The organism is Streptomyces xylophagus (assembly GCF_000716435.1).
Lineage (GTDB): Bacteria > Actinomycetota > Actinomycetes > Streptomycetales > Streptomycetaceae > Streptomyces > Streptomyces xylophagus.
This window is the reverse complement of sequence record NZ_JNWO01000007.1, coordinates 453,793-468,303: the sequence shown is the minus strand read 5'-3', so window position 1 is coordinate 468,303 and position 14,511 is coordinate 453,793. Positions and strand designations below refer to the sequence as shown.

General features: G+C 71.2%; 11 protein-coding genes. 8 read left to right on the top strand and 3 right to left on the bottom strand.

Going from position 1 to position 14,511, the window contains the following annotated elements; all coding sequences use genetic code 11:
- Nucleotides 1-20 precede the first annotated feature (20 nt).
- From OO70_RS17085 to OO70_RS17075, 3 genes are read right to left on the bottom strand one after another with little or no spacing between them, the layout of a single operon-like run.
- Nucleotides 21-1,685 (bottom strand): FGGY family carbohydrate kinase, encoded by a 1,665-nt coding sequence (locus OO70_RS17085; RefSeq protein WP_234336855.1) that lies wholly within the window; start codon nt 1,683-1,685, stop codon nt 21-23.
- Nucleotides 1,682-2,656: a transketolase family protein gene (locus OO70_RS17080; protein ID WP_043671100.1), complete on the bottom strand. Its 975-nt coding sequence runs from the start codon at nt 2,654-2,656 to the stop codon at nt 1,682-1,684. Before OO70_RS17080 ends, OO70_RS17085 begins: the two co-directional genes overlap by 4 nt.
- Nucleotides 2,653-3,534: a transketolase gene (locus OO70_RS17075; protein ID WP_043671095.1), complete on the bottom strand. Its 882-nt coding sequence runs from the start codon at nt 3,532-3,534 to the stop codon at nt 2,653-2,655. The genes OO70_RS17080 and OO70_RS17075 overlap by 4 nt, the downstream gene beginning before the upstream one ends.
- Nucleotides 3,535-3,779: 245 nt before the next feature.
- Between OO70_RS17075 and OO70_RS17070 the strand changes: the two genes are divergently transcribed.
- The 8 genes from OO70_RS17070 (at nt 3,780) to OO70_RS53775 (ending at nt 14,436) form a co-directional block, all read left to right on the top strand.
- Nucleotides 3,780-4,757 (top strand): sugar phosphate isomerase/epimerase family protein, encoded by a 978-nt coding sequence (locus tag OO70_RS17070; RefSeq protein ID WP_043671093.1) that lies wholly within the window; start codon nt 3,780-3,782, stop codon nt 4,755-4,757.
- 100 nt (nt 4,758-4,857) lie between these two features.
- Nucleotides 4,858-6,387: an ABC transporter substrate-binding protein gene (locus OO70_RS17065; protein ID WP_043671090.1), complete on the top strand. Its 1,530-nt coding sequence runs from the start codon at nt 4,858-4,860 to the stop codon at nt 6,385-6,387.
- A gap of 42 nt (nt 6,388-6,429) precedes the next feature.
- Nucleotides 6,430-7,371, top strand: coding sequence for an ABC transporter permease (locus tag OO70_RS17060; RefSeq protein ID WP_043671087.1), 942 nt, complete (start codon nt 6,430-6,432; stop codon nt 7,369-7,371).
- Nucleotides 7,368-9,695 (top strand): dipeptide/oligopeptide/nickel ABC transporter permease/ATP-binding protein, encoded by a 2,328-nt coding sequence (locus tag OO70_RS56025; RefSeq protein WP_234336854.1) that lies wholly within the window; start codon nt 7,368-7,370, stop codon nt 9,693-9,695. Before OO70_RS17060 ends, OO70_RS56025 begins: the two co-directional genes overlap by 4 nt.
- Entirely contained in the window at nt 9,692-10,606 is a 915-nt protein-coding gene (locus OO70_RS17045) for an ATP-binding cassette domain-containing protein (protein WP_051741303.1), read from the top strand. The genes OO70_RS56025 and OO70_RS17045 overlap by 4 nt, the downstream gene beginning before the upstream one ends.
- Before the next feature lie 8 nt (nt 10,607-10,614).
- Nucleotides 10,615-12,144, top strand: a complete 1,530-nt coding sequence (locus OO70_RS17040; RefSeq protein ID WP_043671084.1) for a glycoside hydrolase family 43 protein — start codon at nt 10,615-10,617, stop codon at nt 12,142-12,144.
- A 33-nt stretch (nt 12,145-12,177) separates the two neighbouring features.
- On the top strand, nt 12,178-13,944 hold the full coding sequence (locus tag OO70_RS17035; RefSeq protein ID WP_043671081.1) for a DUF5605 domain-containing protein: 1,767 nt from the start codon (nt 12,178-12,180) through the stop codon (nt 13,942-13,944).
- 78 nt (nt 13,945-14,022) lie between these two features.
- Nucleotides 14,023-14,436 carry a carbohydrate ABC transporter permease gene (locus OO70_RS53775; protein WP_051741300.1) on the top strand — a complete coding sequence of 138 codons (414 nt, stop codon included), beginning with the start codon at nt 14,023-14,025 and terminating at the stop codon, nt 14,434-14,436.
- Nucleotides 14,437-14,511: the final 75 nt, after the last annotated feature.

Here is a 14,511-nt window from a genome sequence, read left to right as displayed (position 1 = left end):
CGGGCCCCCTGTTGCCGGGCTCATGAGCTGGGCACCTTCCTCGCGTTGCGGCTGCGCGCCACCGCGTCGTGCCAGGCCGCCCGCCGCCGCAGCCGTTCCGGCTCGGGGAGCGTCGGCCGGTAGACCTCCGCGTCCCGGGCGAGGGCGGCGAGACGCTCCCGGCCGATGAGTCCCAGGGTACGGGCGGCCAACTGGGCGGCGCCCACGGCGGAGAGCCCGCCGACCCGGGGGCAGGCGACCGTACGGCCGGACAGGTCCGCCTGGAGCCGCATCAGCGCGGCGTTGCCGCTGGGCCCTCCGTCGGCCAGCACCACGGCGACCGGGTCGCCGGCCCGGTCCACGGCGGCCACCACGTCCTCGACCTGGAACGCGATCGACTCCAGCGCGGCCCGCGCCAGTTCGGGCGCGCCGGTGCCGAGGGTGAGGCCGCTGATCAGGGCGGTCGCGTCGTTGTCCCACCAGGGAGCGGCCAGTCCGCCGAAGGCGGGCACCAGGTGGACGCCTCCCGAGTCCGGTGCGGCGGAGGCCGCCAGTTCGGCCTCGGTGCGGCCGAGCAGGCCGGCCAGCCAGCGCAGGGTGGCGCCGGAGGAGCGGATGTTGCCCTCCAGGGCGTAGGCGGGGGCGCCGCCGTCGGTTCCGCTGTCGTCCCAGGCGACGGTCAGGCACAGGGCGTCTCCTGCGCCGGCCGCGTCGGGGGAGGCGACGAGGCCCATCACGGAGGAGCCGGTGCCGTAGGTGGCCTTGACCCGGCCGGGGGCGAAGACCCCGTGCCCGAGGAGTGCCGCGTGCGAGTCCCCGAGCACCGCTCCCACGGGGGTGCCGTCCACCAGCGGCGCCACGCCCCGCACCGCGGGGAACGGCCCGGTGGAGGCGACCACTCGGGGCAGCGCGGCGCGCGGCACGCCGAAGAGACCGAGCAGATCCTCGTCCCAGTCGCGGCGCCGGATGTCCAGCAACTGGGTGCGCGCCGCGTTGCCGACCTCGATGACATGGTCGGCGCCGCCGCCGAGCCGCCACAGCAGCCAGGAGTCGACGGTGCCCAGACACAGCTCGCCGCGCCGGGCCCGGGTGCGGGCGGGGTCGTAGGTGTCGAGCAGCCACTTCGCCTTCAGCGCGCTGAACATCGGGTCCAGCGGCAGACCGGTGGCGGCCCGTACTCCGGGGCCGGCGCCGTCGGCGAGCAGCCGGGCGCAGTCGTCGGCGGTACGGCGGTCCTGCCAGCCGAGGAGCGGGCCGACGGGTTCGCCGGTGGCGCGGTCCCACAGCAGCACCGACTCGCGTTGGGTGCTGAGGCCCACCGCGGCGACGGCCGCCGGGTCGTGTCCGGCGAGACAGCCACGTACCGCCTCGGTCACGCTCCGCCAGACCTCCTCGGCGGACTGCTCGACCCAGCCGGGCCGGGGGTAGGCGGCGGCCAGCGGGGCGGCGCCGGAGGCCAGCACGGTGCCCTCGGGGTCGGTGAGGACGGCCTTGGTGGCGGAGGTGCCCTGGTCGACGGCGAGGATCAGCGGGCCCCGGAGCCCGCCCGCCGGGCCCGGACCCGCGCCTGCGCTCGGGCCTGTGCCACCCGGGCCCGGACCTGGACCCGCGCCCGCGCCCGCGCTCGGACCTGTGTCCGCCGGACCCGGACCCGCGCCCGGAGCCGTACCCGCCCCCGCCCCCGCATCGGCTCCCATATCCGTCATACCGCCGAGGATGACATGGCCAGTACCTCGTGCACCGCCTGTCTGATCCCGTCGGCGGTGAGCCCGAAGTGCTCCAGCAGATAGCTCGCGTCGCCGGTGGGCGCGAAGCCCGTGACGCCGAGCAGCCGCAGCGGTACCGGGCGGTGCTGGCCGACGAGTGAGGCGACGGCCGCGCCGAGGCCGCCGCTGAGGGTGGCTTCCTCGGCGACCACGAGAGCGCCGGTCTCCGCCGCCGCGGACAGAACCGCAGCCTCGTCCAGCGGGTCGACGAAGGGCGTGTTGAGCACCCGTACGGAGATGCCTTCCGCGGCCAGCGCCCCGGCGGCGGCCAGGGCGCGGGACACCAACGTGCCGATGGCGATGACGGTGGCGTCGGTGCCCTCCCGCAGGGTGACGGACCGCCCCGGGCCGAAGGGCGCGTCGGGCGGGATGACATCGGGCACCTTGAAGCGGGGGACGCGCAGATAGCAGGGGCCTTCGAAGGCGTACGCCCAGCGGATCGCGGCGCGGGTCTGCTCGCGGTCGGTGGGGACCAGGACCGGCAGGTCGGCGACGGCCCGCAGCCACGACAGGTCCTCGACGGAGTGGTGGGTGGGGCCGAGTTCGCCGTAGGCCATGCCGGGGCTCTGGCCGCAGAGGACCACTTTGTGGCCGCTGTAGGCGCAGTCGGCCTTGATCTGTTCGAGGGCTCGGCCGGTGAGGAAGGGGCCGGCGGCCGACACGAAGGGGATCATGCCGCCGTTGGCCAGGCCGGCGCCGACGCCGACCAGGTCCTGCTCGGCGATGCCGACATTGATCAGCCGGTCGGGGAACTCGGCGCGGAAGCCGGTGAGGTTGCTGGAGCCGACCGAGTCGTTGCAGACGGCCACCACGCGGGGGTCCTCGCGGGCCAGCGTGATCAGTTCCTCGGCGAACACCTGGCGGCAGTCGTAGGTGGCATCGGCATCGGTGCGGACAGTGGTGTTCGTCAACGGGAGAGCTCCTCGATCGCGGCCTGCACCTGCTGCTTGTCGGGCACCTTGTGGTGCCACTCGACGCGGTCCTCCATGAAGGAGACGCCCTTGCCTTTGATCGTGTCGGCGATCACCGCGACAGGGCGGCCGTCCGTGGACGGGCCGAACGCGGCGAGCAGGGCGGTGTGGTCGTGTCCGTCCACGACCCGTGTCTCCCAGCCGAAGGCGGTCCACTTGTCGGCAAGGGGTTCCAGGGTCTTGGTGTCCTCGGTGCGGGCGCCCTGCTGGAGCCGGTTGCGGTCGACGACGGCGGTGAGCGAGGAGAGGCCGTGGTGGCCGGCGGTCATCGCGGCCTCCCAGTTGCTGCCCTCCTGCATCTCGCCGTCGCCCAGTACTACGACGGTTCGCCAGTTCCCGCCGGTCAGCCGGGCGGCCAGGGCGCTGCCGACGGCGACCGGGAAACCGTGGCCGAGCGGCCCGGTGTTGGTCTCCACGCCGGGCACCTTGCGGCGGTTGGGGTGGCCGTTGAGCGCGGAGAGCGGCGCCATGAAGGTGTCCAGCTCCTTGTCGGCGAAGTATCCGCAGTGCGCCAGCGTGGAGTAGAGGGCGGCGGCGCAGTGGCCCTTGCTGAGGACGAAGCGGTCCCGGCCGGGGGAGCGCGGGTGCTCGGGATCGACGTCGAGGACCGCGCCGAAGAGGGTCACCAGGATGTCGGTGACGGACAGATCGCCGCCGATGTGGCCCAGTTGGGCGGCGTCGATCATCCGCACGATCCGCACCCGGACCTCGGCGGACATGTTCCGGAGCAACTCCTCGGCTGCTTCCGGCCGGCCGTCACGGGTGGCCTGCCGCAGCTCGCGGTAGCGCGCCGCGACGGCGTGGTCAGCGGTCAGCATGTGAATATCCATTCACGAAGTGATTTATATGTTTCGGGATAGTGCGCCACCCCTCGGCGTCACGTCAAGACGTCGGCGCAGAGTGATCGGGTGGTGGCCGGACGAGGGTTTGCCGGGGCCCTATAGGTCGTTTGCGGCGATTGGGAAACGTGGCGGCAATACTCTTGACATGCCCAACAGGCCCGGCTTACGTTCCCGGCCATCACCAATTAACCGGTGGCTGAATATTAATTCAGGAGGATTTCGTGTCGACCACGCCGCGCAGTTACGCCGGAGGGATGTGGAGCTTCGGCCGCATCATCGACCGGTACGCCACCGACGGCTACGGCCCGCCGGTCGGGACCCTCGACACCATCGAACTCGCCGCCAAGACCGGCGAACTCGCCGCCCTCGACCTCAACTACCCCTTCGACGCCGGAGTTTCGGTCGCCGACGTCAAGACCACCCTGGCCGGCCACTCGCTGGCCGTCACCAACATCACCCCGGTGATCTACGACCGGGGCTTCCGCAGCGGCTCCTTCACCGGCGCCGACCCCGCCACCCGCCGCGCCGCCGCCGACCTGGCCCACGAGTCCGTCGACGTGGCCCGCCAACTGGACGCCCGATACGTGAAGTTCTGGCCCGGCCAGGACGGCTACGACTACCCCTTCCAGGTCGACTACCCCACCCTGCGCCGCCACGCCGTCGAAGGCATCAGGGACGTGGCCCGCAACTTCCCCGACGTCACCTTCGCCATCGAGTACAAGCTCAAGGAGCCCCGCAACCGGCTCTTCTGGAGCACCGCCGCCGCCAGCCTGCTCGCCATCGAGCAGATGGGCGTCGACAACGTCGGCCTGGTCGTCGACTTCGGCCACTCGCTGTTCGCCAAGGAGAACCCCGCCGAGGCCCTCAGCCTCGCGCACAGCATGGGCCGACTGGTCGACATCGAACTCGACGACAACTACCGCGAGTGGGACGACGACCTGACCGCCGGCGCCCTCCACCTGGTGGAGACCCTGGAATTCCTGCACGTCGTACGCGAGATCGGCTGGCAGGAACCCCTCAAGCTCGACCTCTTCCCCTACCGCGAGGACCCGGGCGACGCGGTCCGCGAGTCGATCGCCACCCTGCGCGCCCTCGAAGAACGCGCCGCCCGCCTGGACCTCGACGCCCTGCGCGAGGCCCAGTCCCGGCACGACGCGATGGCCGCCCAGCGGATCGTGCGCACCGCGCTCCTGGGCTGACCCGCTACCGGGCCCGCCGTCCCCGCTTCACGTACGTACCGCACCCACTCTCGTCACCCACTGTCGTCCACGGGGAAACAAGGATCTGGAGAAACCAGCAATGCGAAGAGCTCTTATCGGCGCCGGTGTCGTCGCCGTACTGGTCGGCACAGCCGCCTGCTCCGGCGGGTCGGGAACGAGCGGCGCCGGCGGAGGTGGCAGCAAGACCCTGACCCTTTCCCCGCTCGTACCCGCCCAGCCCTGGGACCTGAAGGACGCCGGACTCGGCAACAACACCCAGTACTACCAGCCGGTCTACGACTCGCTGCTGCGGCTGGACACCAAGGCCGAGCCCATCCCCAACGTCGCCACCAAGTGGGCGTACGACAGCACCAACACCGTGCTCACCCTCACCCTGCGCACCGGAATCACCTTCACCGACGGCACCGCGCTCGACGCCGCCGCCGTCAAGGAGAACCTGGAGCACACCAAGACAGGCAGCAACGAGGCCGCCGGGCAGCTCAAGAACATCAAGACCGTCGAAGCGGTCGGGGCCGACACCGTCAAGGTGACGCTCAGCGCCCCCGATCCGTCCTTCGTCGCCAACCTCGGCTCGGTCGCGGGCATGCTCGCCAGCCCCAAGGCCATCGCCGCGGGCACCCTCAAGAACGCACCGGTCGGCTCCGGCCCGTACACCCTGGACAAGGGCGCCACCACCAACGGCAGCGTCTACACCTTCGTACGCAACAAGGGTTACTGGAACACCAAGGCGTTCCCGTTCGACAAGATCGTCTTCAAGCCGCTGACCGACCCCACCGCCGTCCTCAACGCGCTGCGCTCCGGCCAGATCGACGGCGCGCTCATCACCACCCCCAAGAACGTCGCCGTCGCCAAGTCCGGTGGTCTGAACATCCTGCAGTACCTGCCGGGCGACGTCGCGGGCGTCTACATCTGGGACCGCGCGGGCAAGATCGTCCCGGCCCTCGGCAAGCTCAAGGTGCGCCAGGCCATCAACTACGCCTTCGACCGCACCGCGTTCATCAAGTCCGTCTACGGCGGCGTCGGCAAGCCGACCGTGCAGGTCTTCAACCCGACCAGCACCGCCTACGACGCCACGCTCAACGACACCTACTCGTACGACCCCGCCAAGGCCAAGTCGCTGCTCGCCGAGGCCGGTTACCCCAACGGCTTCAGCGTCTCCATCCCCGACCTGAGCGCGATCTTCCCCGAGGCCCAGGCCGCGATGGTGCAGCAGCTCGCCGACGTCGGCATCAAGTGCAAGCTGGTGACCGTCCCGCCGGGCCAGACCATCAACCAGCTGCTGGCCGGCAAGTTCGCGCTCTCCTACTTCTCGCTCGCCTCCTTCCGGTCCTGGGACACCGTCCGGATCCAGGTCGCGCCCGACGCCCTGTGGAACATCTTCAAGGACAAGGACCCGGCGCTCACCAAGCTGATCGACAGCGCGCAGAAGAGCACCGGCGCCACCCAGGACGCGGACTTCAAGAAGATCGACGACTACCTCGTCCAGCAGGCCTGGAACGCCCCCTGGGCCAACGTGGAGAACTCCTACGCGACCTCCAAGCACGTCAAGGTGACCGCGCAGGCCTTCACTCCCGTCCCCGGCATCTACAACTTCACGCCCGCCGGCTGACACCGCCCCGTCGTCCATGGCGTACACCCGGGAGAAGCAGCCATGATGAAATTCCTGGCCCGCCGACTGTTGTCGGGCGTGGTCCTGGTGTTCGTGATCTCGTCCATGACCTTCGTCCTGATGCGGATGACCGGCACGGACGTCGCCCGCAACATCGCGGGCGCCACGGCCACCACCCAGCAGGTCGCCGCGAAGAAGGCCGAACTGGGCCTGGACCGGCCCGTGGTGGTCCAGTACTGGGACTGGCTGACGGCGGCGGTGCGCGGTGACTTCGGGCGCTCCTGGTTCAGCGGCGACACCGTCATCTCCTCGCTCACCGACAAACTGCCGGTCACCCTCTCCATCGTGCTGGGCGGCCTGCTGCTGTCGGCCGTCGCCAGCGTCCTGCTGGGGGTGGCGGCAGCCGTACGGGGCGGCCTGCTCGACCGGGGCGTCCAACTGCTCGCCGTCATCGGCTTCGCGCTGCCCAGCTTCCTGGTCGCGCTGATCCTGGCCCTCTTCGTCGCGGTGAAGTGGGGCTGGCTGCCCGCCACCGGCTACACCCCCTTCGCCGTCTCCCCCTCCTCATGGTTCGAGTCGATCATCCTGCCGTCCGTCTCGCTGGCCGTCGGCGCCATCGCGGCCACCGCCCAGCAGGTACGCGGCGCCATGGTCGACGTGCTGCGCAAGGACTACATCCGCACCCTCCGCAGCCGGGGCCTGAGCCGCCGCAGCGTGCTGTTCAAGCACGCGCTCCGCAACGCCGCGCCGGCCGCCCTCACCGTGCTGGGCCTTCAGTTCATCGGCCTGGTCGGCGGGGCCGTGGTGGTGGAGAAGGTCTTCGGCCTCACCGGGATCGGCAGCGCCGCCAACACCGCCGCCTCCAATGGCGACTCGCCGCTGCTGATGGGCGTGGTGGTGGTCATGGTGACGCTGGTCGTGGTGGTCAACCTCCTGCTGGACGTCGCCCAAGGGTGGCTCAACCCCAAGGTGCGTGTCGGATGACGCTCCCCATGCCCGACCCGGCCGCCGCCACGGCGGGGGAGCCGGGCACCGCCCTGGTCCCGCGCCGGGACCGCATCCTCCGGCGGCTCCTCAAGGACCCAACCGCCGTGGTGTGTCTGTCGATCCTCGCCCTGATCGCGCTGGCCTGCGCGGCGGCACCGCTGCTCACCTCGCACGACCCGCACACCTCCAACCTGGCGGACGCACTCGCCCCGCCGAGCGGCAGTCACCCCCTCGGCGGCGACGGCGTGGGCCGCGACGTGCTGTCCCGCCTGCTCTACGGCGGCCGGACCAGCCTCCTCGGCACCGCGCTGGCCACGGCCATCGCGGTCGTCATCGGCGTGCCGACCGGCCTGGTCGCGGGCTACTTCCGGGGCTGGTTCGACGGACTGGCCGGCTGGGTCGCCAACCTGGTCATGTCCATCCCCGCGATCATCCTGCTGCTGGTGGTGCTGGGCACCGTGGGCCAGAGCACCTACCTGGCGATGGCCGTGTTCGGTGTGCTGATGGCGCCGGGCGTCTTCCGGCTGGTGCGCGGCTCGGTCAACGCGGTCCGCGAGGAGCTGTACGTGGACGCGGCACGGGTGTCCGGACTCTCGGACGCGCGGATCATCCGCCGCCACGTACTGCCCGTGGTGCAGGCACCGGTGATCATCCAGGCCGCGCAGCTGTTCGGCATCGGCATCCTGATCCAGTCCGGGCTTGAATTCCTGGGCCTGGGCTCGACCGCCGAGGCCAGCTGGGGCTCGATGCTCAACGACGCCTTCGGGAACATCTACACCAAGGAACAGCTGCTGCTCTGGCCAGGCCTCGCCATCGCCCTGACCGTGGCGGCGTCCGGCCTGCTGGCCAACGCGCTGACGGATGTCCTGGTGGGCGGTAGTGCGGCGAGGCCGAAGCGGCGGCGCGGGGTGGCGACGGCGACGGCCGTGGGCTCCGGGGTTGCCGGGACCACCGGGGGCGCGGGGGCTGCTGGGGGCGCAGGGGCTGCTGGGGTCGCCAAGACTGCCGGGTCCAGCGGGTCCAGCGGGTCCAGCGGGTCCAGCGGGTCCAGTAGGTCCACCGAGGGCGCTGAGGGCGCCGGCGGCGCGGGGGCTGCTAGGGCCGCCAGGACGGTGGAGGCTGCCGTGTCCACTGGGGCCGAAGGGACTGCCAGGACTGTCGGGGCCGTCGGGACTACCAGGGCCACAGGGTCTGCCGGGGTCGCCGGGACTGCGGGGACTGCCGGGTCCGAGGGCCCGGCTACCGGCGCCGACGCTCCGGCCGGCGACACCGGCGAGACCGCGGACACCGGCGAGGCCGCGGACACCGGCGAGGCCGCGGACACCGGTGAGGACGAATCCGCCCGGCCCCGGTTCCGGGAAGACGCGGCGCAGGGAGAAGGCCAGCCGCAGCCGCCCCTCACTCCGGCCGCCGACGCCCCCGCGCTCCCACCCGCCCTTGCACCCGCACCCGCCGACGCCCCCGCACCCGCCCCCCACTCCGGCGCCCCCGTAGGCGACGAACTCCTCGTAGTCCGTGACCTCCGTGTCTCCTACGGCTCCACCGCCGTCGTCGACGGCGTCTCCCTCGCCGTGCGCCGGGGCGAAGTCCTGGGCCTGGTCGGCGAGTCCGGCTCCGGCAAGAGCCAGACCGCCTTCGCGGTTCTCGGACTGCTGCCGCCGGAGGCCCAAGTCACCGTCGGCGCCCTGTCCTTCGGCGGTACGGAGCTCAGCGCGTCCGGCGCGGAAGCCGGCCACGGCATCCTGGGCCGCCGGATCGCGTACGTCCCGCAGGAGCCGATGTCCAACCTGGACCCCTCCTTCCGGATCGGCACCCAGTTGGTCGAACCGATGCGCAGGCACCTCGGGTTGAGCCGCGCGGAGGCCAGGAAGAAGGCCCTCGCCCTGCTCGACCGGGTGGGCATCGCCGACCCGGCCCGGGTCTACGCCGCCTACCCCCACCAGGTGTCCGGCGGCATGGCCCAACGCGTACTGATCGCCGTCGCCGTCTCCTGCGACCCGGACCTGCTCATCGCGGACGAGCCGACCACCGCCCTGGATGTCACCGTCCAGGCCGAGGTCCTCGACCTGATGCGCTCGCTCCAGAAGGAACGCGACATGGGCATGGTCCTGGTGACCCACGACTTCGGTGTGGTCGCCGACATCTGCGACCGGGTCGCCGTGATGCAGACCGGCCGGATCGTGGAGTCCGCGCCGGCCGCCGACCTCTTCGCCGACCCCCGGCACCCGTACACCCGGATGCTCCTCGCTTCCACGCTGGAGGACAGCGAGCCGCGCGGCCCGCTGACAGCACCCGCCGTTTCAGAGGGAGTTGACGCATGAGCACGGTGGCACCGGCCGAGCGGGCCCCGGCGCGGGAGACCGGACCCCTGCTGTCCGTGGACCAACTGGTCGTCACATACCCAGGCAAGGGCCGGGGCAGGCCGCCCGTCCAGGTGCTGAAGCGCGTCAGCATCGACGTCCACCCCGGCGAGACCCTGGGCCTGGTCGGCGAGTCCGGCTCCGGCAAGACCACCCTGGGCCGCGCCATCCTGGGCCTGGCCCCGGTGACCGGCGGTTCCATCGGTTTCGGCGGCCGGGACATCTCGGCGATCGGCAGGAAGGAACGCCGGGCGCTCAGCGACGACATCCAGGTGGTCTTCCAGGACCCGTACACCTCGCTCAATCCGGCACTCACCGTGGGCGACATCCTCACCGAGCCGCTGCTGGTCACCGGCACCTCCGGCGCCGACGCCAACCGCCGGGTCCGCGACCTGCTGGACCAGGTGCGGCTCCCGGCGGACGCCGGCGGGCGCCTGCCGCGCGAGTTCTCCGGCGGGCAGCGCCAGCGCATCGCCATCGCCCGCGCGCTCACCCGGTCCCCGAAGATCATCGTCTGCGACGAGCCGGTCAGCGCCCTCGACCTGTCCAACCAGGCCCGGATCCTGGACCTGTTCATCGAGATCCAGGAGCGCACCAGGGTCGCGTACCTCTTCATCACCCACGACCTGTCGGTGGTACGGCACATCAGCCACCGGGTCGCGGTGATGTACCGGGGCGAGATCGTCGAGACCGGCGACGCGGCCACCGTCACCTCGACGCCCGAACACCCCTACACCCGGCGGCTGCTGCTCGCCGCCCCGGTGCCGGATCCCGCCCGGCAGGCCGAACGACGGGCGGCCCGGCAGGAGTTCGCGTCCCGGCAGCAGGCCGCCATGCTCTCAGGCGCCCTGACCGACGACACCAACTCCTGAGGAATGCCATGAACTCCCTTGCCGTGCCGGGCAATCCGCTGATCCCCGGCTTCCACCCCGACCCCAGCATCTGCCGGGTCGGGGACGACTACTTCATCGCCGTCTCCAGCTTCGAGTACCTGCCCGGCATTCCGATCTTCCACAGCCGCGACCTCGCCGACTGGACCCTGATCGGCCATGTCGCCGACCGCCCGGGGCAGTTGGACGTCGGTCAGGTGGCCACCCTGGGCGGTGCCTGGGCGCCGACGCTGCGCCACCACGACGGCAGGTTCTGGTGCGTGGTCACCGACGCGAAGGGGCGCGGCAGCCTGATCTTCACGGCGGAGCGGCCGGAGGGTCCTTGGTCGGACGGCACCGTGATGCGGGGCGTCGACGGCATCGACCCGGACATCGCCTGGGACGACGACGGTACCTGCTACATCACCTACTCCGGCCTGCTGCTGGGCGGCGCAGCCCCCACTCATCTCGGCATCCAGCAGGTACGGATGGACCCGGAGACCGGGCAGGCCCTGGAGGAGCCCCGCTCACTGTGGTCCGGCACCGGCCTGATGTTCCCGGAGGCCCCGCACCTCTACGCCATCGACGGCACCTGGTACCTGCTGATCGCCGAGGGCGGCACCGAGCGCGGCCACAGCGTCAGCATCGCCCGCTCCGACCGGCCCGACGGCCCCTTCGAGGGCTGCCCCGCCAACCCGGTGCTCTCCGCCCGCAGCACCGACCGCCCGATCCAGAACACCGGCCACGGCGACCTCGTACAAGCCCCGGACGGATCCTGGCTGATGGTGCTGCTGGGCATGCGGCCCCGGGGACTGACCCGGGCCTTCTCGCCGATGGGCCGGGAGACCTTCGTGACCTCCGTGTGTTGGGCGGCGGACGGCTGGCCGGTGGTCGAGCCGGTCCACCTCACCGAGCCCCGCCCGCCGGTCAGTTGGCACCATGACTTCGACGGCTGCCCGCTGGGCCCCGAGTGGGTGGCGATCCGCCGCGCACCCTCCGACGTGGCCTCGACGTCCGAAGTCCCGGGCGTACTGCGCCTGCACGCGGACGGCAGCGACATGAACAGCAAGCGGCCGGTCTTCGTCGGCGTCCGCCAGGAGCACGAAGAAGCCTCCTTCACCGCCGAGTTGGACGTCAGCGCCGGCGCGGGCGGTCTCACCGTGCGGATGGACGAGCACCACCACTACGACATCGAGGCCGACGCCGAGACCGTGCGGGCCCGCGCCCGGGTGGGCGGGATCAGCCAGACCTGGGAACTCCCGCTCCCCGGCGACCCCTCCGCCGTGACCCTGCGGATCACCACCGGCCCGATCGTCGGCGACCTCGACGGCATAGGCCTGGAACGCCGCTCGCCCGACCTGGTCCGCCTCTCGGTACGCACCACAGGCGACGACTGGGAGGAGCTGACCGGCCTGGACGGCCGTTACGTCTCGGCCGAGGTCGCCGCCTCCTTCAACGGCCGCGTGGCCGGCCTCTACGCGTCCGCCGGCGTCGTCGACGCCCACTGGTTCCGCTACGACGGCAACGACACCAAGCGCTGACCCCGCCGCCCCCGATCTCCCCGGAGTTCCCCGATGCCGTACACCCCCGATTCCCTCCTCGGCGAGGTCCTGCGCAACCGGCAGGCCAAGGCCGTCGTCCGCAAACACCTCTCCGGCATCGTCAACGCACCCCTGGGCGTGCAGTTGCGCCACGTCAGCCTCGCGCAGGTGGTCGGCTTCCTCGACAACACCCGAGCCAACCCCGAGGCCCGGGAAGCCTTCTTCGCCGAACTCGCCACCATCGACGAGAACCTCTCCGAACCACCGCGCCCCGCCGAGGAGTTGACCGTCCCCTCCGACAGTTACGAGGGACCCGAGGTCCCGCTCGGCAGCGCCGAGGCCAACTGGCCTTCCTCGGCCACCCGTTGGCACCCCTTCGAACTCGAACTCCGCGGTCCCTCCCACGGAAACCCCTTCACCGACGTCGAGTTGAGCGCCGAGTTCACCCACCGGGACACCGGCCGCACCCTCACCGCGCACGGCTTCTACGACGGCGACGGTGTCTACCGCCTGCGCCTCATGCCCGACGAGGAGGGCGCCTGGGATTTCGCCACCACCTCCAACTCCCGTTCCCTGACCGGGATCACCGGCACCTTCGACTGCCTCCCCGCAGCCGCCGGCGAACACGGTCCGGTCCGCGTGCACAACACCTTCCACTTCCGCCACGCCGACGGCACCCGCCATCTCCCCATCGGCACAACGGCGTACGCCTGGACCCACCAGGGCGACGAACTGGAGGAACGGACCCTGCGCACCCTCGCCGAGGCGCCGTTCAACAAGATGCGGATGTGCGTCTTCCCCAAGGCGTACCTCTTCAACGCCAACGAGCCGCGGCTCTACCCCTTCGCCGGTTCCCTGGAGGACGGCTGGGACTTCCGGCACCTCAACCCCGACTACTTCGCCCACCTGGAGAACCGCATCCGCCAACTCGGCGAACTGGGTATCCAGGCCGACCTGATCCTCTTCCACCCCTACGACCGCTGGGGCTTCTCCGACATGGGGCCGGTCGCCGACGACCGCTACCTGCGCTATGTGGTCGCCCGCCTGGCCGCCCTCCCCAACGTGTGGTGGTCACTGGCCAACGAGTACGACCTGATGTGGGCCAAGACGGAGAAGGACTGGCACCGGATGGCCGCCGTGATCGGCGACACCGACCCGCACGGCCATCTGCTGGGCATCCACAACTGCACGGCCTTCTGGGACAACAACGCCGACTGGGTCACCCACTCCAGCCTCCAGCGCGTCGACGTCTACCGCACCGCCGAGAACACCGACGCCTGGGGCGCCGAGTGGAACAAGCCGGTGGTCATCGACGAGTGCGGCTACGAGGGCGACATCGACCAGGGCTGGGGCAACCTTCCCGCGCGGGAGTTGGTCCGCCGTTTCTGGGAGGGAGCCGTCCGGGGCGGTTACGTCGGCCACGGCGAGACCTACCTGGCCGACGACGAGGTGCTGTGGTGGTCCAAGGGCGGTGTCCTCAAGGGCGAGTCCCCGGCCCGCATCGCCTTCCTGCGCCAGATCCTTGAGGAGTCCCCGGAGGACGGCATCGGCCCGCTGCCCGGCGACTGGGACGTCCCGGTCGGCGGCGTCGCCGACACCTACCGCCTCGCCTACTTCGGCTTCGGGCAGCCGCGCTACCGCACCTTCGCGCTGCGGCCCGGCATCCGCTGGAAGGTGGACGTCATCGACACCTGGGCTATGACCGTCACCGAACTGCCCGGCACCTACGAGGGGGTCTTCCGGATCGACCTGCCCGGCCACCAGTTCATCGCGGTCCGGCTGCGTGCCGTAGAGGCGTAGTCCAGGCCGTCCGTGCGGTGACGGCCCTGGCGGGTACGAGGCGGAGGTCCAGGGCGGTCATCGGCGCGCTGAACGGCTATGTCCTTGCCGAACTCCCCTTCCGGGGAGCGAAAGTACTCTTCGCCGCGATGCTCCTGGGGATGTTCATCCCAGCTGCCGCACGAGATCATCGAGGCGGCCCGCGTCGACGGGGCTTCCAACTCCGCTGTCTTCCTTCGCCTCGTGTTGCCGCTGTCCCTGCCCGGGTTCGTGCTCTGCGCGATTTTCCAGTTCACCAACATCTGGAACGACTTCCTGTTCGGTATCACCGTCGTACCGGACCCCACCCGACAACCGGTGACCGTGGCGCTGAACAACCTCGCCGGAAACTTCTCCGTGCAATGGAACACCGTCATGGCGGGAGCACTCCTCGCAGCCGTGCCCACCGCCCTCGTCTACATCCTGCTCGGCCGGTTCTTCATACGCGGTCTGACCGCCGGATCGGTGAAGTGACGGATCCGCACACTCATCGAGCGGCCGCTTGAGGTCCGGTCTCCGCCGATGGAGTTGCCGCACTCCCGATGCCCG